Genomic DNA, 25,985 nt, shown 5'->3' on the forward strand with positions numbered 1-25,985 from the left:
ACTGACACGCCGTACCGCCGTCGTCAACTCCCGCGTCCCGCTAGGCTGACCCTCATGACGCCTCCTCCGCCCGGGCGCCGGCGCAGCACGGTGCATGACGTGGCGAAGGCCGCGGGGGTGTCGCGGGGCACGGTGAGCCGTGTCCTCAACGGCGGATACGTCTCCGATCAAGCGCGCGAGGCGATCCAGACCGCGATCCGCGAGGTCGGGTACGTCCCCAACACAGCCGCCCGCAACCTCGTCCGCCAGCGCACGCAGGCGGTCGGCTTCATCGTGCACGAGCCGCACTCGCTGTTCCTGGAAGACCCGAACATCGGCGGCATCATGCTCGGTGCCAACACGGCGCTGTCGAAGGCCGATTACCAGATGGTGTGCGTGGTCGTCGACACCGAGCGCGACACCGACCGCGTCGCGCGCTACCTCAGCGGAGGCTTCGTCGACGGCGCGGTGATCGTCTCGGCCCGGCATCACGACCCCATCACCGACGTCGTGGAGCGCCTGGGGCTGCCCGTCGCCTATGTCGGCCACCCCCCGGGCATCTCCCGCCCGTGGGTGGGCATCGACAATCTCGGAGCGGCGCGCGCGATCACCGAGAAGCTGCGCGCGACCGGTCGTCGACGCATCGGCATGATCGCCGCGGCCCTCGACCGCGACTCCGGCAGCGACCGCCTGGCGGGCTTCCGCGAGGCCTTGGGCGCCGACTTCGACGAGGATCTCGTCGAACCCGTCCCGCTGTACGCCTTCGCCGACGGCGAGGCGGGCATGCGGCGTCTGATCGAGCGCGCGCCCGACCTCGACGCCGTCTTCGGAGCGTCGGATGCCGTGGCGGCCGGCGCCGTGCAGGCTCTGCGCGCGGCGGGGCGACGCGTGCCCGACGACGTGGGCGTCGTGGGCTTCGACGACAGCGCCTGGGCGCTGCGCACCGACCCCCCGCTCAGCACGGTCGATCAGCCCGCGGAAGGGTTGGGGGCGGCGGCCGCCGAGGCGGTGCTGCTGCAGCTCTCGGGCGGAGTGGCGGATGCCGACGGCATCCTGCTCGACGCTCCGGTCGTCTGGCGCGGATCGGCCTAGCGCGGAGGGGTCAGCCGGCGGCGGCCCACGGCATCGGGCGATCGGCGTCGCGCGAACTGTCGTCCGGGATGTGGGGCAGGGCCTCCCCGCCCGCGCGGATGCACAGCCAGCGCAGCTCGCCCGGGCTGTCGGGGAGAGCGCGCCAGACGCGCCACACGCCCTGACCGACACGGACGACGCTCCCCACGCCGACGTCGACGACGTCGTCTCCCAAGCCCATCTGTCCGCGCCCCTCGAGGAAGACGTAGAGCTCCTCGACCCGGCTGTGCGTGTGCCAGTACCCCGCGTCCTCGCCGGGGAGGAGGGCGTTCGCCGTCATCCCGATGAACTGCATGGTCAGCTCGTGGTCGACGACGCGTCGACCGTCGCGCGAGCGCTCCGGCACGAACCCGCCGAAGTGCTCGCGCCACGCGGCCATCGCGCCGATGTCGGTGATCTCGTAGCCGCTCACCGTCGCTCGCTCTCCGCCTCGGGGGCGGATACCCGCCAGCCGTCGCCGACGCGACGGTAGATCGTGCGCCGGTGACGGCGATCGGGGGAGCCCTGCCAGAACTCGACGTGGTCGGGAACGAGCCGCCACAGCACCCACCCACCCGGCGCGATCCCGTCGCGGGCGGCGGCGGATCGCGCAGCGAGATCGGCCGCGGACTCCTTCGCCGATGCCTCGACCACCCGGCCGCGCGCGCGGACGGACCGCACGACGGACGGCCACCAGAAGGTCAGAGCTGCGACGGGCTGCGCGGCCAGCTGCTCCGCCTTCGCCGAGTCGCGTGGGCCCGCGAAGGCCCAGCCTCCCGGACCGAGGTCCTTGAGGATCAGCACGCGGGCGTCCGGGATGCCGCGGGCATCCACCGTCGAGAGGGTGGCACCGTGCGCTTCGGCGACACCCGCCTCCACCGCCCCGCGGATCCATCGCTCGAACAGCGGCTCCGGCGTATCGGGCAGGGGCGCGGCATCCGGCTCGGGGGCCACCCCGGTGAGCGAGGGGAGCGAGCGGAGCCAGGCGGCCATCGTCATGACCCCATCCTGCTCCTCCCGCGCGCGACGCGCGTCTGCGCACACGCGGAAACAGGCGATCCGCCGAACAGGACCGCCCTCCCGCGGGTGGTCCTGCACGCGACGGATCGCCTGTTCCGGAGGGACGGCCGGCCTACTCCTCGAGCTGCCCCAGCGACGGCTCCGCGACGAAGCGCGCGACCGGATCCACCGCGTGCTCGAGCTCGAGCACGACGATCTCGTTCGCGCCGGCGCGGGTCGCCGGTCCCGGCACGTAGAGCGTGTTCTGCGGCGCGTTGTTCCAGTACCGACCGAGGAAGAAGCCGTTGACGAAGGCGAAGCCCTTGCCCCACGAGCCGGTGTCGAGGAACAGGTCGACGGGCGCGTCGAGCTCGAACGTCCCGCGCAGGAACGCCCGACCCGCCGAGCCCGAGCCCGAGCCCTCGACGGTGTCGAGGTCGATCGGCGTCGCGGTCCAGCCGGTGAGCGGGGCGCCGTCCAGCGTCACCGCGCCGATGAGCCCCTTCGGCTCGCCGAGACGATCGGCGTAGTTCACGCGTCCCTGGTCCTCGACGAGCACCGTCAGTCGCGCGCCCGCGGGGATCATCAGCGCGCGCTCGCGCAGCGACCGCGACAGCCGTCCCACCGCGATCCCGTCCACGTGCACCCAGGCGAGGTCGCGCACCTCGTCGAACACGAGCGCCGCGCGACCGGTGAACGACGGCAGCTCGACGTCGTACCGCACGAGAGGACCGAGGTGCCCGAGCTGCTCGAAGGTGGCGGGGGAGTCGATCGGGGCCGTATCGGCGGCTGCCGGCATCCACTCGCCTTCGCCCGACAGCGTCACCTCGAACGACGGGGCCGTGGGCCGCGGCGCGGGAACCTCCGCCGACACGGGCGCGTACTTCGCGATGACCTCGCGGAACGCGTGGAACTTCGCCGTCGGATGGCCCGACTCGTCGATGGGTGCGTCGTAGTCGTACGAGGTCACGATGGGGTCGAACCGGCCCTTGTCGTTGGCGCCGTTCGTGGTGCCGAAGTTGGTGCCGCCGTGCACCATGTAGATGTTCACCGAGGCCCCGGCCGCGAGCAGCACGTCGAGGTCGTGGGCGGATGCCGCGGGGTCGGTCGTGTGGTGGATGCTGCCCCACCAGTCGAACCACCCGTCCCAGAACTCGCTGCACATCAGCGGTCCCGTGGGCTGGTGCTCGCGGAGGGTCGCGAGGCGCTCCTCCGAGCGCGAACCGAACGAACCCGTGAGGTGCAGTTCGGGCAGGCTCCCCGCCTCGAGCATCCACGGCATGGGCTGGTCGACGGTGGTCAGCGGCACGGTGATGCCGGCGTCCTTCGTCACGCGCACGAGCTCGTGCAGGTACTCCTTGTCGGAGCCGTACGCGCCGTACTCGTTCTCGATCTGCACGAGCACGACGTTGCCGCCGCGATCGATCTGGCGCGGGGCGACGATCTCGTACACCCGACGCAGGTACTCGGTCACGGCCTCCACGAACTGCGGTTCGGAGCGCCGGATGCCGATCCCCGGCGTCGAGGTCAGCCACACCGGCAGCCCCCCGTTGTGCCACTCGGCGCAGATGTACGGTCCCGGACGCACGATCGCGTGCAGCCCCTCGGCGGCGATGAGGTCGAGGAAGCGGCCCAGGTCGTTCCAGCCGGTGGCATCCCATTCGCCCTTCACGGGCTCGTGCGCGTTCCACGCGACGTAGGTCTCGATGGTGTTGAGCCCCATCGCCTTGGCTGTGCGGATGCGGTCGGCCCAGTGCTCGGGGTGGATGCGGAAGTAGTGCAGCGTGCCCGAGATGACCTGGTGCGGTCGCCCGTCGAGCAGGAAGTCGGTCTCGCCGATGGTGAAGGTCGTCACGGTGTCTTTCGGGTCAGTCGGTGAGGCGCGCCGTCAGGCGCACCCAGGCGAGGGCGGGGAGGGTGAAGCGCAGGATGCCGTCGGCCCCCACGTCGACGGACAGGGGCTGCGGGGCGACGGGCTCGCCGGCGGCGGAGTTGGTGGTGTGGCGATCGCCGCCCTCGGGGACCGTGATCACGACCGCGTCGACCTCGGCCACCGCCCCCAGGTCGAGCTCGACCGGGGTGGGGGCGTCGAGGTCGCGGTGGGCGAGGAAGACCGAGACGGCATCGCCGTCGACGGTGGCGACGGCATCGACCGCGTCGACGGACCCGTGCCGCGCGGTGTCGATCGTGGCGCCCTCGACGACGGGGTGCACGACGCGACCGTAGGCCGCCCGCGCGGTCAGCGCGAACGGGTGGAACGTGCTCTGGCGCCAGGCCGCGCCCCCGCCGGGCTCGGTGCGGATCGGGGCGATGACGTTCACCAACTGCGCGAGGTTGGCCATCGAGACCCGGTCGGAGCGGCGGATGAGCGTGATGAGCAGGGAGCCGACGACGACGGCGTCGGTGACGGTGTAGTCGTCTTCGATCAGGCGCGGGGCGACGGGCCAGTCACCGGTGAAGACGCGGGGCTTGTCGACCTCGTTCCAACGGGTCTGGTTCCACACGTTCCACTCGTCGACGCTGATGCCGATCGTCCCGCCGTCGGGGGTGGTGGCGCCGACCTCATCGATGATGTCGACGACATCGGAGATGTAGCGGTCGAGGGCGGCGCCGCTCGCGAGGAAGCTCGCCGGGTCGACCGGGTCTTCTTCGTAGTACGCGTGCACCGAGATGTGATCGACGAGGCCGGCGGTGTGACGGAGCACCGTGCGCTCCCACTCCCCGAACGTGGGCATCTCGTGGTTCGAGCTGCCGGCGGCGACGAGCTCGACGGTCGGATCGATGAAGCGCATCATGCGCGCGGTCTCGGCGGCGAGGCGGCCGTATTCGTCGGCGGTCTTGTGACCGATCTGCCAGGGCCCGTCCATCTCGTTGCCGAGGCACCACAGGCGGATGCCGAACGGCTCCTCGCGTCCGTTCGTGCGGCGCCGGTCGCTGAGCGCCGTGCCGGAGGGATGGTTCGTGTATTCGAGCAGGTCGGCGGCTTCGGCGACACCGCGCGTGCCGAGGTTGACCGCCTCCATGACCTCGAGGCCCGCGGCACCCGCCCACTCGGCGAACTCGTGGAGCCCCACCTGATTGGTCTCGGTGCTGTGCCACGCGGCATCCAGGCGCACGGGGCGCTCGTCGCGCGGGCCCACCCCGTCTTCCCAGCGGTAGCCCGAGACGAAGTTGCCGCCGGGGTAGCGCACGACCGTGGCACCGAGCTCACGGACGAGCTCGAGCACGTCCGCACGGAAGCCTGCGGCGTCCGCGGTGTCGTGGCCGGGGGAGTGGATGCCGTCGTACACGCAGCGGCCCATGTGCTCGACGAACGAGCCGAACAGGCGGCGGGGGACCTCGGAGCCGACTGCGGCGCGGTCGACACGGATGCGGGTGGGGGCGCTCATGGCTCTCCTCGGGAGGGAAAGGGAGGGGGCGGGCCGCATGCCTTCGCTGCGGCCCGCCCCGGAGTTGCTTCTTACTTGTTGACCGAGAAGCCCTGGTCGTTGCCGTACTGGACGAGCTGGTCCCGCCACGTCGTGAGGCCGGCGTTCAGATCGCTCTTGTTGGCGTACGCCTGGCCGACGGTGTCGCTGTAGATGCTGTTGGCGTAGACCTGGAAGGGCAGGTAGCTGAAGCCCTTGACCACGTCGCTCGACGCCTGCGTCAGCACCTGGTTGATCTGCTGGCCGCCGAAGTAGTCCGACTTCTGGTCGACGAACGACGAGTCGCTCAGCTGCGCGGTGGTGGAGGGGAAGCCGCCCGACTCCGCGAAGATCTTCAGGCTCTCCTCGTCGTTGTTCAGCCACTTCAGGAAGCCGGCCGCCAGGGCGGGGTTCTTGCTCTGCTTGGTCACGGCCTGGCCGCCGCCACCGTTCTCCGCCGTCGCAGGCTTGCCGTCGTAAGTCGGGATCGGGGCGACCGCCCACTTGCCGGCGCCGTCCTTCACCGAAGACTCCAGGACGCCGGGCATCCAGGCTCCGATGACGAGCGAGGCGATCGAGCCGTCTCCGAGGCCCTTGAACCACTCGTCGCTCCAGCTGGGCGTGCTCGAAAGCAGGTCGCCCTCGATCAGGCGGTTCCAGTTCTGGGCGAACTTCTTCGAGCCCGCGTCCTGCAGGTCGATGGTGACGTCGGTGCCCGCGTCGCCGGTGGTCGTGAAGGGGGTGCCGCCGGCCTGCCAGATCATGCTGGTGGTGAAGCCGGAGTCACCGGTGTCGGCGGTGATGTACTTGGTGGGGTCGGCCGCGTGCAGCTTCTGGGCGGCGGCGTAGTACTCGTCCCACGTGGTGGGCACGGCGATGCCGTACTGGTCGAAGACGCTCTTGTTGTAGAACAGGGCCATGGGGCCCGAGTCCTGCGGGAGGCCGTAGATCTTGCCGTCGAAGTCGACCGAGCCCCAGGGGCCCGTGGCGTAGTCGCCCTCGAGGTCGGCGAAGCCGTACGACGACAGGTCCAGCAGCGAGTCCGAGAGCGCGAACTGCGGGAAGGCGTAGTACTCGATCTGCACGACGTCGGGGGCGCCCGAGCCGGCCTTGATCGCGTTCTGGAGCTTGGTGTACTCCTCGGTGTTGGTGCCCGCGTTGACGTAGTTCACCTTGACGTTGGGGTACTTCTTCTCGAAGGCGGCGACCTGCGCCTCGGCCGACGGGGTCCACGACCAGTACGTGAGCTCGCCACCGGCCTCGAGGGCCTTCTCGATGTCGTCGGCCGAACCGGCGGCTGCGCCGCCGGCGTTGCCGCCCGAGCACGCGGTGAGCGCGCCGACCGACAGGGCGGTGGCGGCGACGGCGAAGACGGTCCGCCGCATGGCGGAGCCCTTGCGCATGAATGTCATCGGTTTCCTCTACTTCGTTGTTGTGGATGGTGTTGCGGATGCAGGTGCGACGTCCCGCGGAGGGGCGATGCGCGGTGGGGGGTCAGCGGATCACTGCTTGACGCTGCCCGCGCTCAGGCCCGACTGCCAGAAGCGCTGCAGCACGAGGAACGCGGCGACGATCGGGAGGATCGACAGCAGTGCCCCGGTGATCACGAGGTTGTAGATGGGCTGGGCGCCCACGCCGATGGCCTGCGCGTTCCACTGGTTGAGCCCGACGGTGAGCGGGTACCAGGTGGGGTCGCTGAGCATGATCAACGGCAGGAAGTAGTTGTTCCAGGTCGCCACGACCGCGAACAGCAGCACGGTCACGATGCCCGGTGTGAGCAGGCGGATCGAGATGGTGAAGAACGTGCGGAACTCGCCCGCGCCGTCCATGCGCGCGGCCTCGAGCAGCTCGGTGGGGATGGCGTCGGTGGCGTACACCCAGATGAGGTACAGACCGAAGGGGCTGATGAGCGAGGGGATGATGATCGCCCACGGGGTGTTGGTGATCCCGAGCTGGCTGAACAGCAGGAACGTCGGCACGGCGAGGGCGGTTCCCGGCACCGCGATCGCGCCGAGGACGACGGCGAAGACCGCCTTGCGGCCACGGAAGTTGTACTTCGCCAGACCGTAACCGGCGAGAGTGGCGAGCAGCGTCGCGCCGCCCGCACCGACCACGACGTAGAGCAGGGTGTTGCCGAGCCAGCGGACGAAGATGCCGTCGCGATAGGTCAGCGTCTGCGCGATGTTGTCGAACAGCGCGAAGGTGTTGCCGGGCCCGAGTCCGAAGGTCGTGAACAGGTCGGGCTGCGTCTTGGTGGCGTTGATGACGAGCCAGAACAGCGGGACCAGCGTGTACAGCAGGTACAGGCCCATGACGATGCTCAGCACGATCGACTTCTTGCCGTGCGTGGGAGAGGTGCGCGCGAAGCGCGTGCCGGCCCGGCCGCTGCGGGGCGTGGTCACGGCGACGGTGTCGGTGCGGGGTGCGGTCGCGGTGGTCATCGCGTCTCCTGACGTGAGCCGCGCAGCTGCACGACGTAGGCGATCACCGCGGTGATGACGCCCATGATGATGGCGATCGTGGCGGCGTAGTTGTACTGCTGGCCGGCGAACGAGAGGTTGTAGGCGTACATGTTCGGCGTGAAGAACGTCGAGATCGTGTTCGGCGCCAGAGGCTTGAGGATGTTGGGCTCGTTGAACAGCTGGAAGCTGCCGATGATCGAGAAGATCGTGGCGATGACGATGGCGCCGCGCACCGCGGGGATCTTGATGGAGAAGATCGTGCGCCACGCGCCCGCGCCGTCGATGGACGCCGCTTCGTAGAGCTCGCTGGGGATGGTCTTCAGCGAGGAGTAGAAGATGAGCATGTTGTAGCCCACGAACTGCCAGGTGACGATGTTGCCGATCGACAGCAGCATCCACTCGGGGAGGAAGGGCTGGACGACCTGTCCGCCCAACAGGTCGTTGAGGTTGCGGGTCAGGCCGAACTGGTCGCCGTAGATGTAGCCCCACATGAGCACGGCGACGACCGCGGGCACGGCGTAGGGCAGGAAGATGACGATGCGGTAGAAGCCCGCCGCGTGCAGTCGGGCGCTGTCGATCGCGAGCGCGGCGGCCAGAGCCAGCAGCAGCATGACCGGCACCTGCACGACGAGGAACACCGCCACCCGCCCGAAGCCGTCCCAGAATTTGGGGTCGCCGAAGGCGGTGATGTAGTTCTCGAAGCCGACGAATGCGTTGCCGCCGATCAGCTGGTCGCGGAACAGGCTGAGGTAGACGCTGTAGGCCAGGGGCGCCAGGAACACGAGCGCGAAGACGAGAGCGAAGGGGGCGACGAACAGCCAGCCTCGATCGTCGATTCGGGTGCGTCGCTTGCGCCGCGGGGAACGCAGGGCGGGCGGGGGTGCCGCAGTGGTCGTCATCGTCCGGTGCCTCTTCGTTGGTGCGCATCCCGGCCGGGTCGTCGAGATGTTGACGTAAACATAACCCCCGCGCGCTAGGGTGTCAACGTCAACATCCCGAGGGGGCAGGCATGAGCGAAACGACGACGACGTCGACCGCGATCCCGACGCGCGAGCGTCGGAGAGAGGTGTCGATGGCCGACGTTGCCGCGGCGGCGGGGGTGTCGGGCCAGACGGTCTCGCGCGTGGCGAACGAGCGTGCGAACGTCGATCCCGAGACGCGTCAGCGCGTGCTCGACGCGATGTCGGCCCTGGGGTACCGCCCCAACAGCGCGGCGCGCGCCCTGCGCTCCGGGCGGTTCCGCAGCATCGGCGTGATCATGTTCTCGCTGAGCTCCTACGGCAACACCCGCACCCTCGACGCCCTCGCGTCGATGGCGGCGGCATCCGGGTACTCCATCACCCTCATCACCGTGCAGTCGGCGTCGCAGTCCGACGTGTCGGGCGCCTTCCTCCGTCTGCGCGAGCACGCCGTCGACGGCATCGTCATCCTGATCGAGACGCACCGCCTGGGCGAGAATGAGCTGTCGATCCCGTCGGGGCTGCCCGTCGTGGTCGTCGACTCCAGCGCCGACTACCCGTACGCGGTCGTCGACAACGATCAGGCGCAGGGGGCGAAGCTCGCGACCGAGCACCTGCTCGACCTCGGCCACGAGACGGTGTGGCACGTGTCGGGGCCGCCGGAGTCCTTCGCGGCCGAGCGCCGGCGCGACGCCTGGCGCGAGGCCCTCGAGCAGCGCGGATGCCGCGTGCCCGACGTGCAGATCGGCGACTGGACGGCCGAGTCGGGGCACCGCATCGGCCTCGCGCTGGCCACGATGCCCGAGGTGACGGCCGTGTTCGCGGCGAACGACCAGATGGCGCTCGGCGTCATCCGCGCTCTCCACGAGACCGGGCGCGCCGTGCCCGGCGACGTCAGCGTCGTCGGCTTCGACGACATGCCCGAATCGGCGAACTTCTGGCCTCCGCTCACCACCGTCCGCCAGCGCTTCGAGCGCGTGGGGGAGGAGGCGATGACGGCGCTCATCGCCGACATCGAGGGCACCGGCGGCGAGCACGCGCGCACGCTCGTGCCGACCTCGTTGGTGCGGCGCGCCTCGTCCGGCCCCGCTCGCTGAGCGCACGCCGGAGGCGTTGTGCCACTGCGGGTCGTCGGCTAGGTTGGGTGTTGACGTCAACATGTTGACGTCAACATCACCACCTGCGAGGCCGCACTGTGGCGGCCGGATCGGAAATGACGATGAAGTCAGCTCGACTGTTGTCGATGACCTGCGCTGTCGCCCTGGCTGCCGGCGGGATCGCGGCCACCACCGTGGCCCCCGCCGCCTCGGCCGCTGCCGCGCCCCCCTCCGCCGTGCGGATCACGCCCAACCCCGCGTCCGCGGCGGAGCCGTTCGAGGGCTGGGGCACGAGCCTGGTGTGGTTCGCGAACGCCACCGGCAACTACCCGGCCGATGTGCGCCAGAAGCTCTTCGACGCGGTGTTCGGCGAGGACGGCCTGAACCTCAACATCGCCCGGTACAACATCGGGGGCGGCAACGCCTCCGACGTGCCCGCGTACCTGCGCCCCGGAGGCGCCGTGCCCGGGTTCTGGAACCCCGACCTGACGGCGAGCGACGCCCAGGGGGCCATCACCTCCGACTACGCCGACCGCGCGCGGTACAAGGCCGCGTGGAACCCCGACGACCCGAACGCCTACGACTTCGACGCGGACTCCGCGCAGCGCTGGTGGCTCGACGCGCTCAAGGACAAGGTCACCCACTGGGAGGCCTTCAGCAACTCTCCGCCGTACTTCCTCACGCAGAGCGGCTACGTCTCCGGCGGCATCAACGACGCCACCAGCGAGCAGCTCGCTCCGGCCGACATGGACAAGTTCGCCGGCTATCTCGTCAACGTCGTCGACGAGCTCGAGAAGACCCACGGCATCCACTTCGACACGATCGACCCGTTCAACGAGCCCAACACGAACTACTGGCAGACCCAGATCCCGAACGGGGCGAAATGGCCCACCGGTGGTCGCCAGGAGGGCGCGCACATCGGCCCCCAGGCGCAGGACGCCATGGTGAAGGCGCTCTCCGCGCGGCTCGCTCAGCCGAGCACGACGACGGATGCCGTCATCTCGGCGATGGACGAGACCAACCCCGGGATCTTCGCGTCGAACTGGAACGCCTGGTCGGCGCAGTCGAAGAGCCTCGTCGACCAGCTCAACGTGCACACCTACGGCACGAGCGGGCGCCAGGTGGTGCGTGACATCGCCAAGGCCGCGGACAAGCCCCTGTGGATGAGCGAGGTCGAGGGCAACTGGACCGCCGGGGGATTCACGACCAACGACATCACCAACGGCATCGGCATGGCCGAGCACATCGTCGGCGACCTCCGCGAGCTCGAGCCGAGCGCGTGGGTGTTCTGGCAGCCGGTCGAAGACCTCTACAACATGCAGAAGGTCGAGAACCTCAACTGGGGGAGCGTCTACATCGACTTCGACTGCAACGCCGAGGGCAAGTCGCTCCGCCGCATCGCCGACGGCGAGGCGGACCCGTCGTGCAAGGTCCTGACCAACGAGAAGTACAACACCGTCCGCAACTTCACCCACTACATCCACCCGGGCGATCGCCTGATGTCGACCGACAACGCGCAGTCCACCGCGGCGATCGACGCCGACGGGCAGGGGGCGACGATCGTGCACGTCAACTCCGACGCATCGGAGAAGACCGTGCAGATCGACCTGAGCGACTTCGCGACGATCGCTCCCGGTGCCACGGTCACCCCCGTCGTGACGACGCAGTCGACGGCGGCGCAGCCCACCGTCAACGCGCTGAAGGAGGGCGCGAAGGTGGCCGTCGACCCGACGACGCGCACGGCGAGCGTCACGGTGCCGGCGAAGTCGGTCACGACCTTCGTCATCGACGGCGTCTCCGGCGTCTCCGCCGATGCGGCGGCGTTCCGCGACGGCCAGACGGTGCAGCTCACGGGCCTGCAGAGCGGCCTCGCCCTGGACGCGTCCTCGGGTCTCGCGATCCGCGCCACCGCGACCACGGCCGAAGCGGCGCGGGCGCAGTCCTGGACCGTGCGCACCATCGACGGCGAGGGCACGAACCGCCACCGCTTCACCCTCCAGAACGGAACCGGGAAGTTCCTCGCCTCCCGCACCGGCGGCACCGCCCTCGTCGACTCCGACCCGGCCGCAGCCGCGGGCGATCCTTCGACGCAGTGGATGGCCTCGACCACCGACGGCCAGTACTACTCGCTGCTGAACGTCGCGAGCGAACGCGTGCTCGACGTCAACCAGGCCAGCACCACCCCCGGGGCGACCGTGGGTCTGTGGACGAGCAACGGCGGCGGCAATCAGCAGTGGAAGATCGCCGGTACCACCGTCGTCGGCACCGACCCGGTGTCGGCGGCCACGGCGGTGGGCGTGACCCCGACGCTTCCCGCGACCGTGACGGTCCGCTACGCCGGCGGCATCCAGCGCACCGCCGCGGTCACCTGGCAGCTCGACGACGTCGACGTGTCGAAGCCCGGAACCGTGACGGTCCGGGGAACCGGCACCGACCTGTTCGGCGGCGCGTTCGAGGCGACGGCCACCGTCGAGGTCGGTCCCTACACGGCCACTCGTCCGGCATCGGTCACCGTGGCGGCGGGCAGCGCGGTCTCGGCGGTGCGGAGCCTGGCCGACACCACGGTCGAGGCGGAACTGCATCCCTCGGGCTCCGGCTTCGCACTCCCTGTCGAGTGGGACTGGGACGGCGTGACGGATTCCGCGCTCGCGCAGCCGGGCACCGTCACGGTGCCGGGTGTGGCGACCGGCCCGGCGGGCGAGCGTCTGGAAGCGACGCTGACGGTGATCGTCACCGCCGCGTCGGAGCGCAACGTCGCCCCGCAGAGCGCGCCCTCGGCGACGTACACCGAGTCGGGCTACCCCGTCGCCAACACCATCAACGGCATCACGACCGACAAGGGCTGGTCGAACTGGCGCGGCGGTTCGAAGAACACGCAGGACACCCTGAGCTACGTCCTCGCCCAGCGCGAGACCCTCAGCCGGGTGTCGGTGCAGTTCTTCAAGGACGGCACGACCCTCAGCTGGCCCACGACCCTACGCGTCGACCACCGCGTGAGCGGAGGCGAGTGGGTGCAGGGTGACGAGGTCGCCGTTCCGAGCCCGTCCAGTGGGGCCCCGAAGGTCGACGTTCCCGTCACGGGTGCGGCCGATGAGGTACGCGTCATCCTGAACGCGCGCCCGCAGACGCACATGATCGTCTCGGAGGTCGAGATCAACGCCGTCTCGGCGTCGCCCGCCGGTGTCGCCGATCTCGCACGCCTCACCGTCGGTGACGCTCCGGTGGAGGGCTTCGCGCCCGGCACCCTCGCCTACACCGTTTCGTCCACCGGAGCGGCGTGGCCGACCCTGCACGCCCTGGCCGTCGACCAGGATGCATCGGTCGAGATCACCCCGCCCGGTGACGCCGACGGCGTGGGCACCGTTCGGGTGACCGCACCCGACGGGACCACGCGCTCGTACACGGTGACCGTGAACCGCGCCGTCGGCATCGGCACCCCCGTCGTGACCGGCGAGGCGCGCGTCGGCTCGACGGTCCGGGCCACGGCCGCGACCGATCCGGCGGATGCCGTGCTCTCGTTCGCCTGGCTGCGCGACGGTGCGGTGATCGACGGGGCCACGGCCGACGCGTACGTACTGACCGCCGCCGACGAGGGCCGCGAGATCTCCGTGGAGGTCACGGCCTCCGCGCAGGGCTTCACCGCCGCGTCCGCGCACTCGGCGTCGATCGTGCCGGAGGCGGCACCGGTCGACCCGGGCACGGGTACCGACCCGGGCACGGGGACCGGCCCGGGTGCCGGTACCGATCCCGGAACGGGTGCCGGTGGCGGTTCCGGTTCGCCCGCCGGCTCCGGCTCGTCGTCGGGTTCCGGCTCGACGGCGGGTGGCTCCTCGAGCGGGCTCGCGAACACGGGCATGCACGCCGAGGGCGTCGCCGTCACGGGTGCGGGTGCGGTGCTGCTGCTCCTGCTCGGCGGGGTGCTGCTGTGGCGCCGCCGTCGCGGAGCCGGCTCCACCGAGAGCTGACCCCGAGAACACGCGGCCGCGTCGTTCGCCCTCGAGCGAGCGGCGCGGCCGCGCCATTCCCACGCTAATCACCCGGCCTCGGGATGGGACGCGGTCAGCGTGGAGCGGGCCCCGGGCGGTGCACGCCCCGCGGGCGATAGCGCAGCGCATCCGAGCACTCGAGCAGATCGGCGAGGTACCAGACGATCGCTAGCCACATCTCGGTGCCCTGCAGGCCGGGTTCGCCGGCATCCAGCCGGAAGGAGAGGCCCGCACCCGCGTGCCATCCGGTGAGGGCGTGCCGCAGCAGATCGTCGGCGAGGGTGCGCACCTCGTCGCGGCGGTAGCCGGTCGAGCGGGTGAGCCACAGCGGGTGCGCGATGTCGAGCACGGTGCAGGCGTCGCGGCGGTCGCGGCGCATCCACCTCTCATCGCGCGCGTGCCGCAGCACCGTGTCGATCACGGCCTCGGGGTGCGGGACGTCGAGCCCGACCTGGGCGAGCGTGCCGCGGGTGGCACGGTAGAAGCCGTTGACGAGCAATCGGAGGTCGCCGTCGACGCCGGGGCGGCCCCACATGCCCGTGCCCGGGTCGGCGCGGAGGGCGAGCCACCCGAACAGCGCCTCGGCGACCCCCGGGGGAATGGCATCCTGCCGTCGGCCGCTCCAGTGCAGGGCCGTGCCGATCGCGTCGACGTGGTGTCCCGCGCGCCAGGGGTCGGTGTCCCACGGCAGGGCGTCGAGCCGTGCGATCAGGCCCGCCGCGTCCGCGTCGACGACGTCGGCGAGGGGGTGGGCGAACCGGCCGCCCAGGAGGTCGAGGCCATACCCGGCGCTGAGCACACCGTACGCCGCGTCGGGGTCGTCCCACAGCGTGGCCGCGTCGGTCGTGAGACCGGTCGCGGGGCGCTGCTGCGCGGCGATCGCCTCGATCCATCCGGCGCGGTCGTCGCCCGGGGGAGGCGCGTCGTGCAGCAGGGCGGAGAGCTCGACGGCGTCGCACACTGCGCGCAAGGTCGGGGCGGCGTCGGGACGATCGCGGAAGCCCCCGTCGACCGCGACGCGGCCCAGCACCGCGGGAAGCTCGTCGCGCGCGCGATCGGCGAAGGCGGTGAGGTCGTCGCGCCGCGAGTCGCCGGCCCGCTCGGGCGGGACGCGCCAGCGCAGGAGGCGGGCCGGGTTGCCGCCCACGATCGCTCCGGCGGCGACGTCCTTCGTCACCACGGCTCCCGCCGCCAGCACCGCGTGATCGCCGACCGTGACGCCGTCGAGAACGACGACGTGCGAGCCGATCCACACGTCGGACCCGATGCGCACGCCCCGAGAGGTCAGGGGCTGGCGGAACACCTCGGTGCCCGGTTCGAACGAGTGGTTGAAGCCGATGATCGAGGTGTGGGCGCCGACCCGGACCGCGTCGCCGAGACGTACGTCACCGCGCACGACGGCGTACGGGTTGATCGAGCAGTCCGCCCCGATGGCGACCGTGCCGGTGAGGTACGCGCCGGCGGCGACGTAGGAGCGGTCGCCGATCGCGAAGGCCTCGGGATCGAGGCCGGCGTGCTCCGAGAGGAAGACGTCGTCGCCGATGAGCCAGTCGGGATGCGCGGACTTCAGCGCGGCAAGGTGCACCCGCGCGCGCTCCCGCTCCTCGGGAGGGGCCTCGGCCGCGAACGTCCACGGCGAGAAGTCGCGCGCCGAGGGCGTGCTCACGATCGCGGGGCCGCCGTCGAGGCGCGCACATTCAGGCGCGGGCTGAGCTGCACGCGATGCACCGGCCGGTCGGGCTGGGCGATGCGCCGGGCGAGCAGTTCGACTGCGGCTTCGCCGACGCTCGCGCGCGGTGGACTGACGGCGGTGAGGGCGGGGGTGAACAGCTGGGCGACCTCGTCGTCGTACGCGATGATCGACAGGTCGTCGGGCACCGAGATCCCCCGTGTCAACGCGAGATCGACGAAGGCCATCGCTTCGGGGTCGGAGTGCACGAGCAGGGCCGTGACGCCGGTGGCGAGCGCCGAGTCGAGGGTCGCGTTGACCACATCGGAGAAGTCGGGGCTCGTGCGGTCGGGCAGTGTCTGCTCGAAGTGGTCGGCGGGGGTGAGGGCGAGCTCCTCGCACGCGGTCTGCCAGCCCGCCGCGATCTTGCGGGAGGTGGGGGAATGGCGCGAGAGGATCAGCCCCACCTTGCGGTGGCCGAGGGTCGCGAGGTGCCGGGCCGCGAGCAGGGCCCCGAGCGCGTGGTCGGTCGTCACCGACTCCATCGGGATGCCGCCCGCCCCGGGCACGGCGTCGCGTTCGACGAGGACGCTCGGCACGGGGCAGTCGGCCAGCCAGCGCATGACGTCGCCGGCGTGGGCGGTGTCGGTGTTCGGCGCGACGATCAGCCCGCGGACGTCGCCGCTCGCGACGAGGCGGTCGAGCACGGGACGTTCGTCCTGCAGCTCGTACGAGGCTCCGCGCAGCAGCGTCGTGTAGCCGAGGCGTTGCGCCGCCGTCTCCATCCCCCGCACGACCCCCGGCCAGTAGTAGGCGAGAGAGGGGACGAGGACGGCGATCGATCCGGCCTGCGTCTCGTCGGCGGAGGGCTCGGGGCGCGCCGGTGTGCTCTCTCCGGCCACGGCCCCGCCGTGCACCCGACGCAGCACCCCCTCCTTCTCGAGCTGGGCGAGGTCGCGGCGCAACGTCACCGTGGCGACCCCCAGGTCTTCGGTGAGCTGTGAGATGCGCACGGCGCCGTCGCTGTGCAGCGTGCTCAGGATGTGGGCGCGGCGTTCCGCGGCCAGGGGCTGATGCCCGGTGGTGTCGGTCATGGGAGGTCCTCGATCGGTGTGTCCAGTTCTACCGTGAGCCGGAGCTGTGTGCGGGATGCCAGGGGAAGGGCGAGGCGCGTGAGTCGCTCGCCCCACACCTCGGTGAGCATCGGATCGTCGAGGTCCCGCACCTCCTCGGTCGCCTCGACGTCACTCGGCCATCGCAGACGGACCGGGCGTGCTCCCCCGATCGGAGTGACGCGCGCACCGCCCGATTCGAGCCGGACAGCGCCCGCGACGAGCACGTGGAGCACCGTGTCGGTGCCGGTGGGAGCGCCGTCGGCGAAGACCCATGCGTCGGCGATCTCGACGCGATGCTGCGTGCGATCGAGCGTCGCGCGCCGCCGCCACGACGCGAGGCCGGCTTCGGGGTAGGCGTCTGCGAGCTCGAGCGAGAACGTCGTCCGCGCGTCGCCGATCTCGGCCGCGGCACCGCGCGCAGCGGCATCCCTCCCCGCCGGTTGCGTGCGCCCGCGCACGACGGGCACGTTGTGCCATCCGCTCTGCATGGTCCAGATGTCGTAGCGGTCGGGGCCGAAGGTGGCGGCGGTGTAGGTGGGTCGACCGGCGTCGACGATCACCGGCACGCCGTCGACGGCGACGAGGAACGAGCCGACGTCGTTGTGGTTGTGGTGCTCGGCGTTGTGACCGCCCTTCGCGACCAGCGCGAGGCCGGCGGAGGAGCCTTCCGCCTCGCGCGCGAGCACCACTTCGGTCGAGGGCAGCCACACGTCGCGCGGAAGGGGAGGGGCGCCGGCGGCGGCCGTCACCCAGGCGGCATCGGTAAGACCGCGCAGCAGCCGGCCGAGGCCCTCGCGCTCCGTCGCGGCGGGTGATCCCGGATGCCGGTGGCTTCCGGCCAGGGCGGCGGCGTCGTCATCGCCGTAGCGTCGGGCGGCCCGCTGCAGGGCGTGCCAGGGCTGATCGGCGGGCGGCCGGGCCTGGCCGTCGGCGTGGTTGACGAACCAGTCGCCGCCGAGGTGCGAGCGGTGGGGGAAGGCCACGGTCTCGCGCAGCGAGGCGATGCCCGTCGCGTCGACGGCGCCGGCCGTCGCGTGGGCGAGCACGTCGAGTGCCTCGAGAGCGCGGCACGCGCCGTTCCACCAGTACGCGTACCCCTCGTCGATCGCGCCGTCGGCGGGCAGGGCGGCGACGTACCGGTCGAGTCCCTCGACGGCGAGGCCGACGACCCGGTCGCGCTCCTCGGTCTCGGCGGGGGCGTCGAGCAGGCGCAGGGCGGCGACGACGACGTTGCCGTGGATCCAGGGGTTCCAGTTGTGGACGTCGCCGTCGAGGCCGATCCAGTGCCAGTCGCGTCGTCGCTGGAACGGCTCGAAGACGCGCACGCGCGCCTCGTGGCGGATCCGGGCGCGGATGCCGGGGGCACGGTCGTCGAGGGCGGCTCCGAGGAGGTGGTCGATCCACGCGAGTTGAGCCACGGCCTCGCCCGCGCCGAGGTCGACGAACGGGTCCGTCACGGTCGCGAGGACCGACCCGTGCACCCGTCGGGTGTCGTCGTGGGCGGGCCAGCACCACGAGCTCTGCTCGCACAGCAGCACCACGCCGTCCACGACCTCGTCGATCGCGTCGTCGTCGAGGGTGACCGCCGCAGCCACCGCGGCGCGGCTGAGGCGCCGTTGGCGCGCGAAGGCGGCGTCCTCCCATGCGGTGCGGTCGCCGTCTCGGTGGACGCGCGCCGCGTCGCTCGCGCGGGGCTGCGGCCAGGGCGTGGCGCGCTCGGCGTGGGCGCGGGTCAGGATCCGGTCCGCGGCGGCCCCGTCGACCGTGCCGCGCTCGCGGTCCCAGACGGCGCGGACGTATGCCGGCGGGACGGGGAGGGCGTCATCGGGGGTGACCAGTTCGGCGCTCTCGACGACCGCGGCGAGCGGGCCGCGGAACGCGGCGGTGGGGAACGGCATCGGTCTCCTTCAAGCAGGGTGCATCGCTTAAACGATCATAAACGATCATTAGGATTCAGAAAAGATGTTGCTGTGTTGTTTTCTGATTGATACGCTCGCACTCGTTCACCCCATAGATCGGGTGAACGGACGGCCTTCGAAGGAGAACCCGTGGCGACTTCCGCTCTTCCCCGCCTCGCCGGTGGGCGGCGCAGCGACTGGCTCGCCGTCGCCGACGCCCTGCTCGACGCGGCGTTGCGGCACGCGAGCCCCGGGCGCGGGCGCATCGTGTTCCCGGGCGCCGAGGGGGGCTACGGTGCGGCTGTCGACGGCCTCGAGGGCTTCGCCCGCGTCTTCCTCCTCGCCGGGTTCCGCATCGCCGGGGCGCGCGGGCAGGACGTCGACGAGCTGATCGCCTTCTTCGCCGAGGGCGTGCGGACAGGGGTCGACCCCGACGCGGCCGACCGGTGGGTGCGGATGGACGAGCACGCGCAGGCCAAGGTGGAAGCCGCGTCGCTCGCCCTCGCCCTCGATCTGACGCGGGAGTGGATCTGGGACACTTTCGACGCACGCACGAGAGATCGAGTCATCGCCTACCTGACCCCGGTCGTGGGCGACGAGACCTACCCGCAGACGAACTGGGTGTGGTTCCGCATCGTCGTGCAGACGTTCCTCCGCTCGGTCGGCGGGCCCTGGTCGGCCGCCGACATCGTCGCGGATCTCGCCCGCCACGATTCCTTCGTCCGCGAGGACGGATGGCTCTCCGACGGCGACGAGCGCGCCTTCGACCACTATGTCGGCTGGGCGTTGCACGTCTACCCCGTGCTCTGGCCCCGCATGACGGGGGCGGCCGACCTGGCCGGCGAGCGTCGGGCGCTCGACGTCGCACGGCTGGACCGGTTCCTCCTCGATGCGGTGCACCTCGTCGGAAGCGACGGATCGCCCCTGCTGCAGGGCCGCAGCCTCATCTACCGCTTCGCCGCCGCAGCGCCGTTCTGGGCGGGGGCCGTCGCGGGCGTCCCGTCGCTCGGCGCGGGGCGTCTGCGTCACGCGGCCGGTGCGATCGTCGACCACTTCGTCGCCCGTGGCGCACCCGACGGCGACCACCTGCTGACGCTCGGATGGCACCACGAGTGGCCGGCTCTCGCTCAGTCGTACTCCGGTCCCGGATCGCCCTACTGGGCGGTCAAGGGACTGATGGGCATCATGCTCCCCGCCGATCACGACGTCTGGGCGGCTCCCGACGAGCCCCTGCCGATCTCTGAGGCCGACGACCTCCGCGCCGTCGTCGCCGCGGGCTGGATCGTGTCGGCCACGCGCGCCGACGGCATCGTGCGCGTCATCAACCACGGCACCGACAAGGCACGCCCCGGAACGCGCACGGCGGACTCCCCGCTCTATGCGCGCATCGGCTACTCCACGGCAACGGCCCCGCTGCTCGACGACCTCGCGTGGAGCGACCCGCTCGAGCAGGCCGTCGTCCTCGTCGACGCCGCGGGACGCGCCACGCATCGCACCGCCCTCGAGCCGCTCGGCGCGACGGTGCACGAGGGCGTCGGCGTCGCCGCGTCGGCATCCGACGTGCACCTCATCGACGTCACCCCCACGACGCACCGCCACGGTGCCGGCCTCGCGGGCGCGGCGCAGTCCCTCGGGCGGATGACGGTGACCTCGCTCGCGCGGGGCGCGTGGGAGGTGCGCATCGCGCGACTCGATCACGTCGCTCCGGGCGTCGACCTCGACGCGCTGCGCGTGCGGATGGGCGGGTGGGCGCTCGTGGGTGCCGAGCCCGCGCACGCGACCTCGACGGGCGCGGCCGAAGCGCACGCGGACGGCCGGGTGTCCGGCATCCGGGCCCTCACCCCCGAGGCCACCTCGCGCGTGACGGTCCGTCGAGGGGCCAGCCCGCTCGGGGAGACGGCCGCCATCCCCGTCCTGACCTGGGATGCCGCGGTCGGGGTGCCGTTCGCGGCGCTCGTGACCCTGAGGGGCGACACGACCGCCGAGGCGGCCGAGCCGCGGCTCGCGATCGAAGGCGCGGGCGAGGACACCGTCGTCGACGTGACCTGGCCCGACGGCCGGCGCACGCGCACCCCTCTCACAGACTCCGGAGCCCCGCGCGGGGCGCACCGGCACTCTCGGGCCCGAAGCGGTGCCCGGCACGCAATCGCAAAGGAGCAGCACGCATGAAGCGCAAGATCGTCGTCGCGACCGGGGTGGGCATCGTCGCCGCTCTGTCGTTGACCGCCTGCAGCGGCGGATCGTCGGAGGCCCCCGCCCAGAGCGGCCCCGTCACGCTGTCGATGTCGGGGTGGAGCCTCAGCACGACGCCCGAGTTCCAGGCCCTCGCCGACAAGTTCCACGAAGAGAACCCCGACATCACCGTCGAGGTCAAGGAGTACGACTCCGCCAACTACGACACGCTGATGACGGCCGACCTCGCCGCCGGTTCGGGTCCCGACATCGTCACCCAGAAGAACCTCAAGACCTTCATCACCTACCAGGCCGGTGGACAGCTCGCCGACGTCTCCGACGTCGAGCTGCCCGGTGACATCGGCGGGGCGCAGGCGTTCGAGGTCGACGGCGCGACCTGGGCCGTGCCCTACCGCCAGGACTCGTGGGTGCTGTTCTACAACAAGGACCTCTTCACCCAGGCGGGCGTCGCCGAGCCCGACGGCTCGTGGACGTGGGACGACTACGAGAAGGCCGCCGAGCAGCTGACCTCGAAGCTCGGCGCCGCCGGCTCCGCCGCCCTCGGCACCTACCAGCACAGCTGGCAGTCGACCGTCCAGGGCTTCGCGAACGCGCAGTCGCCCGATGTCGACATCCTCTCGGGCGACTACGGCTACCTGAAGCCGTACTACGAGCGTTCGCTCGGCCTGCAGTCGGCCGGCGCGCAGGTGGAGTACAACACCGTCACCGCCAACAAGCTCACCTACCAGGCCGAGTTCGGCAAGCAGCAGGCCGCGATGATGCCCATGGGCACCTGGTACGTCGCGACCCTCATCGCTCAGCAGGCCAAGGGCGAGGCGGACCCGTTCTCGTGGGGCTTCGCCCCGATCCCGCAGTACGACTCCTCCACCACGGGCGAGTCGGAGACCCCCGTCACGTTCGGCGACCCCACCGGCTTCGCGATCAACAAGGCGGCGGATGCCACGAAGCTCGCCGCCGCGAAGAAGTTCCTCGCCTTCGCCGTCGGCGAGGAAGGCGCGCAGGTGCTCGCGGGCCTGGGCATCACGCCGGCGCTGACGAGCTCGAGCGTCGCCGACACGTACTTCGCCGTCGCCGGGGCGCCCACCGACGAGCTGTCGAAGTTCGCCTGGTCGACGCACGAGACCAAGCCGGAGAACCCCACCTCGGCGAAGACCGCCGCTGTGCAGAACATCCTGCTCGACCTGCACACCGCCGTGATGTCGGGATCGACCTCGATCGACGACGCCATCACCACCGCCGAGAACCGCGTCAAGAGCGAGGTCGGCGTCGGCTGACCCCGCAGGTCGGTGACCGGCCCGGATCCCTCCGGGCCGGTCACCCCTCACGATCTGGAGACACCATGGCGACCATCGCCGACACGCGCCCCCGGGCGTCGAAGACCGAGCCGAGCCGGCCCCGCCGCCGCTCGCGTCTGACGCTGCGCAGCACCCTCATCGGGTGGAGCTTCATCCTCCCCAACTTCCTGGGCTTCGCGGCCCTGACGCTCGTCCCCGTCGTCGTGCTGTTCTACATGTCGATGACGAACTGGAACGTCTTCGGTTCGTCGGCGTTCGTCGGCATCGCCAACTTCCAACGGCTCATCGGCGACGGCAGCTTCCGCATCGCTCTGCTGAACACGCTCTACTACGCGGCGCTGCACATCCCGCTGACGATGATCGTCGCGTTGGGCCTCGCCCTGCTGCTGAACAACAAGCTGCGCGGGGTGGCGTTCTTCCGCACCGCGGCCTTCTTCCCCTACATCACCTCGATCGTGGCGATCGCGGTGGTGTGGAACCTGCTTTTCAGCCCCGAGTACGGGCCCATCAACGAGATCCTTCGCTTCTTCGGCCTGCAGAACCCGCCGGGATGGCTCACCTCCTCGGAATGGGCGATGCCCGCCGTCGTCATCATCAGCACGTGGCGCGACATGGGCTACTACATGATCCTGTTCCTCGCCGGGCTCCAGACCGTGCCCCGCGAGCTGCATGAGGCGGCCCGCGTCGACGGTGCCAACGTCTGGCAGCGCTTCGTGAACGTCACCCTGCCGTGCCTGCGTCCGACCACGTTCTTCGTGACCGTGATGCTCACGATCAACTCGTTCAAGATCTTCGACCTCATCCTCGTCATGACGCAGGGCGGCCCCGGGCAGTCGACGCTCGTGCTGTCGCAGTTCATCTACCAGAAGGGCTTCCAGGAGAACCAGTTCGGCTACGCCTCGGCGGCATCCATCGTGCTGTTCCTCCTGTGCATCGTCGTGACGCTCGTGCAGTTCTTCATCAACAAGAAGCGGGACGCCTGATGACCGATCTCCTCGTTCCCGACGCCACCCGCACGCTCGTCACCGCGGGGGCCACGCCGCCGCGCCGTCGACCCGTCGCCGGTGCCCACCCCGCCCGCCGCGTGGGACGCATCGTCGGCTACGCCGTGATGATCGTCGCGGCCGCGGCCCTCCTGCTGCCGTTCTTCTGGATGATCATGAGCTCGCTCAAGACGCCGAACGACGTCTTCAGCGCCCCCGTGAAGTGGTTCCCCGAGACGTGGGTGTGGAGCAACTACATCGACATCTGGACGCAGTCCGGCATGCTCACGTGGATCCGCAACACGCTGCTCCTGGCCGTGGTGGTCACTTTCCTGCAGGTGCTCACCGGCTCCTTCGCCGCGTACGGGTTCTCGCGGATGCGCTTCCCGGGCCGCGATGTGCTGTTCCTCGTCTACATCGGGACCATCGCCGTCCCGTGGCAGTCGTACATGATCCCGCAGTTCATCCTGCTGTCGAACTTGAAGGTGTCGAACACCCTCTGGGCGATCATCCTCATCCAGGCCTTCGGCGCGTTCGGGGTGTTCCTGATGAAGCAGTACTACGACACGATCCCCGAAGACCTCTCCGAAGCCGCCCGCCTCGACGGGCTCAGCGAGTACGGGATCTGGGCGCGGATCATGCTGCCGCTGTCGGTCCCCGCGATCGCGAGCCTCACGCTGCTGACGTTCGTGAACACCTGGAACGACTACCTCGGACCCCTCATCTATCTGCGCAACCCCGACCTCTGGACCATCCAGCTGGGGCTGCAGAGCTTCGTCAGCACGCTGTACGACGCCAACTACGCCCTGTTGTTCGCGGGTCTGACGATGTCGGTCGTGCCGATCGCGATCGTGTTCCTCTTCGGACAGAAGTACTTCGTCGAGGGCATCGCGACGAGCGGGATGAAGGGCTGATCATGCGCCGCATCTCCCACGACACCTACGCGAGCGTGTTCTCGACGGTCTACCTCGGGCTCATGGTGAACATGCTCCTGCTCGTCACCTGCGCGCCGCTGGTGCTCCTGCTGCTCACCACCGATCCCGCGCAGACGTGGCCGCTCCTGCTCATCGCCCTGCCGCTGTGCGCCCCCGCGCTCGCCGGCGCCCTCACCGCCTTCCGTGCGCACGGGATGGGCGAGGGGCGGGTCGTCCGCGCCTTCTTCGCCGGCTGGCGGCGGACGCTGCGCAAGGCGCTCGTCGTCGGTGCGCTGGCGTCGGCCGTCCTCGCGATCGTGCTCGTCGACGTGCGCGCCGTGTCGGCGGCATCCTGGGCCGTCGTCGTCGTGCCGCTGTGCGGCACGGTCGCGCTGCTGGTCGTGGCCACCGCGCCGGTCGCGCTCACCGCGCTGGTCGAGGCTCCGGGGACGCCGCTGCGAGTCCTGCTGTCCACGGCTGCCGTGCTGGCCGTCCGTCGCTGGTACCTGAGCCTGGTCAGCGTGCTGGTGCTGGCGGGTCAGGCCGTGCTGTTCACCACCTCGCCCGCGTTGGCGCTGGGCCTGACCGCCGCGCCCGCCCTCTACCTCGTGTGGGCGAACGCCCGCTTCAGCCTCCGCCCCGTGCTTCCGGCCGACTCCTCGGTCGCCGCCGTCTGAACCGAAGGACTTCCCCCGCATGACCACTTCCCCTCCGACCGCTGCGGCCGCCGCGCGCGTCGACACCCCTCGAGCCGCCGTCGACCGCGCCCTCGCGCAGGTGTTCGACACCGTCCGTGCGAACATCGAGGCGTTCGGCATCCGTTACCCCGACGACACCACCCGCGCCAACCGCTATCCGCTGCGTCCGGCCGTCCCCGGCTTCGCCGAGGGGGAGAACCGCGGCTGGACGACCAGCTTCTGGCCCGGCATGCAGTGGATCGCGTGGGAGCTGACCGGCGACGAGGCGTTCCGCGACGCCGCCCTGGCGCACGCCGCCGACTTCGGACGCCGCGTGCGCAGGGAACGCGACCTCGACACGCACGACCTGGGCTTCCTCTACACGCTGTCGTGCGTCGCGCCCTGGCGCCTGCTCGGCGACGACGAGGCCCGCGCGAGCGCTCTCGCCGCGGCCGACCACCTCATGACCCGCTACCTGCCCTCGGCGGGGATCATCCAGGCGTGGGGCGACCTCGCCGATCCCGCGCAGCGGGGGCGCACGATCATCGACAGCCTCATGAACATGCCGCTGCTGACGTGGGCGGCCGAGCAGACCGGCGACGCGCGCTACAGCGACGTCGTCGCCCGCCACACGGCCGAGCTGCGACAGCGCATCCTGCGTCCCGACGGCTCGACCTTCCACACCTTCTACTGGGACGCCGAGACCGGCGAGCCCCTGCGCGGCGCCACCGAGCAGGGCGCCTTCGACGACTCGTGCTGGGCGCGCGGACAGGCGTGGGGCATCTACGGGTTCGCGATGAACCACCGGGCGACCGGCGACGCCGCGCTCCTCGACGCCTCGCGCACCTGCGCCGAGTACTTCCTCGCCCACCTCCCCGCCGACGACGTGCCCTACTGGGACCTCGTCTACGGCGACGACGCCGATGCGCCGCGCGACAGCTCCTCGGGCGCGATCGCCGTGTGCGGGCTGTTCGAGCTCGCCGCGGTCGATCCCGAGGGTGCCGAGCGCTGGCGCGCCGCAGCGGAGAGGATCCTGGCCTCCCTCATCGCGCGGTACACCCCGGAGCGGGCCGAGGACGCCGACACGGTGCTGCTGCACAGCGTGTACGACCTGCCGAAGAACGTCGGCGTCGACGAGGGCACCCTGTGGGGCGACTACTTCTACCTCGAGGCGCTCGCCCGCGCGGCCCGACCCGAGTGGCGGCCCGTGTGGTGAGGCTCGCGCGCGTCGGCGATCGCTCG

The 25,985-nt window shown here is 71.0% G+C and carries 19 protein-coding genes; 9 read left to right on the plus strand and 10 right to left on the minus strand.

The window, feature by feature from the left end; all coding sequences use genetic code 11:
• Nucleotides 1–54 precede the first annotated feature (54 nt).
• Nucleotides 55–1,071 (plus strand): LacI family DNA-binding transcriptional regulator, encoded by a 1,017-nt coding sequence (locus AB0N82_RS05780; RefSeq protein ID WP_315994477.1) that lies wholly within the window; start codon nt 55–57, stop codon nt 1,069–1,071.
• Between the two features lie 10 nt (nt 1,072–1,081).
• On the opposite strand, the gene AB0N82_RS05785 is transcribed toward AB0N82_RS05780, so the two are convergent.
• The 7 genes from AB0N82_RS05785 to AB0N82_RS05815 all read right to left on the minus strand — a co-directional run bounded on the left by AB0N82_RS05785 (nt 1,082) and on the right by AB0N82_RS05815 (nt 8,856).
• Complete coding sequence (locus AB0N82_RS05785; protein WP_363389188.1) at nt 1,082–1,522, minus strand: cupin domain-containing protein; 441 nt, start codon at nt 1,520–1,522, stop codon at nt 1,082–1,084.
• The gene (locus AB0N82_RS05790) at nt 1,519–2,088 is read right to left on the minus strand and encodes a pyridoxamine 5'-phosphate oxidase family protein (protein WP_363389191.1); all 570 of its coding nucleotides are present in this window, start codon (nt 2,086–2,088) and stop codon (nt 1,519–1,521) included. Before AB0N82_RS05790 ends, AB0N82_RS05785 begins: the two co-directional genes overlap by 4 nt.
• A 133-nt stretch (nt 2,089–2,221) precedes the next feature.
• Nucleotides 2,222–3,943 carry a glycoside hydrolase family 35 protein gene (locus AB0N82_RS05795; RefSeq protein ID WP_363389194.1) on the minus strand — a complete coding sequence of 574 codons (1,722 nt, stop codon included), beginning with the start codon at nt 3,941–3,943 and terminating at the stop codon, nt 2,222–2,224.
• Nucleotides 3,944–3,956: 13 nt separating this feature from the next.
• The gene (locus AB0N82_RS05800) at nt 3,957–5,477 is read right to left on the minus strand and encodes an alpha-L-arabinofuranosidase C-terminal domain-containing protein (protein ID WP_363389197.1); all 1,521 of its coding nucleotides are present in this window, start codon (nt 5,475–5,477) and stop codon (nt 3,957–3,959) included.
• A 71-nt stretch (nt 5,478–5,548) separates the two neighbouring features.
• Nucleotides 5,549–6,907, minus strand: coding sequence for a sugar ABC transporter substrate-binding protein (locus tag AB0N82_RS05805; protein ID WP_363389200.1), 1,359 nt, complete (start codon nt 6,905–6,907; stop codon nt 5,549–5,551).
• A 90-nt stretch (nt 6,908–6,997) separates the two neighbouring features.
• Nucleotides 6,998–7,807, minus strand: coding sequence for a carbohydrate ABC transporter permease (locus AB0N82_RS05810; protein ID WP_315994608.1), 810 nt, complete (start codon nt 7,805–7,807; stop codon nt 6,998–7,000).
• A 125-nt stretch (nt 7,808–7,932) separates the two neighbouring features.
• Entirely contained in the window at nt 7,933–8,856 is a 924-nt protein-coding gene (locus AB0N82_RS05815; RefSeq protein WP_315994483.1) for a sugar ABC transporter permease, read from the minus strand.
• A gap of 110 nt (nt 8,857–8,966) precedes the next feature.
• Between AB0N82_RS05815 and AB0N82_RS05820 the strand changes: the two genes are divergently transcribed.
• Both AB0N82_RS05820 and AB0N82_RS05825 read left to right on the plus strand, forming a co-directional pair.
• Nucleotides 8,967–10,013 (plus strand): LacI family DNA-binding transcriptional regulator, encoded by a 1,047-nt coding sequence (locus AB0N82_RS05820; protein ID WP_315994484.1) that lies wholly within the window; start codon nt 8,967–8,969, stop codon nt 10,011–10,013.
• Between the two features lie 146 nt (nt 10,014–10,159).
• A complete protein-coding gene (locus tag AB0N82_RS05825; protein WP_363389205.1) occupies nt 10,160–13,978 on the plus strand; it encodes a glycoside hydrolase in 3,819 nt (1,272 codons plus the stop codon).
• 94 nt (nt 13,979–14,072) lie between these two features.
• Here the strand turns inward: AB0N82_RS05825 and AB0N82_RS05830 are convergent, their stop codons facing one another.
• The 3 genes from AB0N82_RS05830 to AB0N82_RS05840 are packed head-to-tail and all read right to left on the minus strand — an operon-like array spanning nt 14,073 to nt 18,681.
• The gene (locus tag AB0N82_RS05830; protein WP_363389208.1) at nt 14,073–15,665 is read right to left on the minus strand and encodes an acyltransferase; all 1,593 of its coding nucleotides are present in this window, start codon (nt 15,663–15,665) and stop codon (nt 14,073–14,075) included.
• Nucleotides 15,662–16,762, minus strand: coding sequence for a substrate-binding domain-containing protein (locus AB0N82_RS05835; RefSeq protein ID WP_315994487.1), 1,101 nt, complete (start codon nt 16,760–16,762; stop codon nt 15,662–15,664). Before AB0N82_RS05835 ends, AB0N82_RS05830 begins: the two co-directional genes overlap by 4 nt.
• Nucleotides 16,759–18,681 carry a heparinase II/III family protein gene (locus AB0N82_RS05840; RefSeq protein ID WP_363389212.1) on the minus strand — a complete coding sequence of 641 codons (1,923 nt, stop codon included), beginning with the start codon at nt 18,679–18,681 and terminating at the stop codon, nt 16,759–16,761. The genes AB0N82_RS05835 and AB0N82_RS05840 overlap by 4 nt, the downstream gene beginning before the upstream one ends.
• 150 nt (nt 18,682–18,831) lie before the next feature.
• Between AB0N82_RS05840 and AB0N82_RS05845 the strand changes: the two genes are divergently transcribed.
• From AB0N82_RS05845 to AB0N82_RS05870, 6 genes are all read left to right on the plus strand, one after another.
• On the plus strand, nt 18,832–20,850 hold the full coding sequence (locus AB0N82_RS05845; RefSeq protein WP_363389215.1) for a DUF2264 domain-containing protein: 2,019 nt from the start codon (nt 18,832–18,834) through the stop codon (nt 20,848–20,850).
• Nucleotides 20,847–22,148 (plus strand): extracellular solute-binding protein, encoded by a 1,302-nt coding sequence (locus AB0N82_RS05850; RefSeq protein WP_363389218.1) that lies wholly within the window; start codon nt 20,847–20,849, stop codon nt 22,146–22,148. Before AB0N82_RS05845 ends, AB0N82_RS05850 begins: the two co-directional genes overlap by 4 nt.
• A 65-nt stretch (nt 22,149–22,213) precedes the next feature.
• Complete coding sequence (locus AB0N82_RS05855; RefSeq protein ID WP_315994491.1) at nt 22,214–23,152, plus strand: sugar ABC transporter permease; 939 nt, start codon at nt 22,214–22,216, stop codon at nt 23,150–23,152.
• Nucleotides 23,152–24,066: a carbohydrate ABC transporter permease gene (locus tag AB0N82_RS05860; RefSeq protein WP_315994492.1), complete on the plus strand. Its 915-nt coding sequence runs from the start codon at nt 23,152–23,154 to the stop codon at nt 24,064–24,066. Before AB0N82_RS05855 ends, AB0N82_RS05860 begins: the two co-directional genes overlap by 1 nt.
• A 2-nt stretch (nt 24,067–24,068) precedes the next feature.
• The gene (locus AB0N82_RS05865; RefSeq protein ID WP_363389222.1) at nt 24,069–24,743 is read left to right on the plus strand and encodes a DUF624 domain-containing protein; all 675 of its coding nucleotides are present in this window, start codon (nt 24,069–24,071) and stop codon (nt 24,741–24,743) included.
• A gap of 19 nt (nt 24,744–24,762) precedes the next feature.
• Entirely contained in the window at nt 24,763–25,959 is a 1,197-nt protein-coding gene (locus AB0N82_RS05870; RefSeq protein WP_363389225.1) for a glycoside hydrolase family 88 protein, read from the plus strand.
• The last annotated feature ends 26 nt before the right edge of the window (nt 25,960–25,985 follow it).

The organism is Microbacterium sp. NPDC089186, from assembly GCF_040685115.1.
Taxonomy (GTDB): domain Bacteria; phylum Actinomycetota; class Actinomycetes; order Actinomycetales; family Microbacteriaceae; genus Microbacterium; species Microbacterium galbum.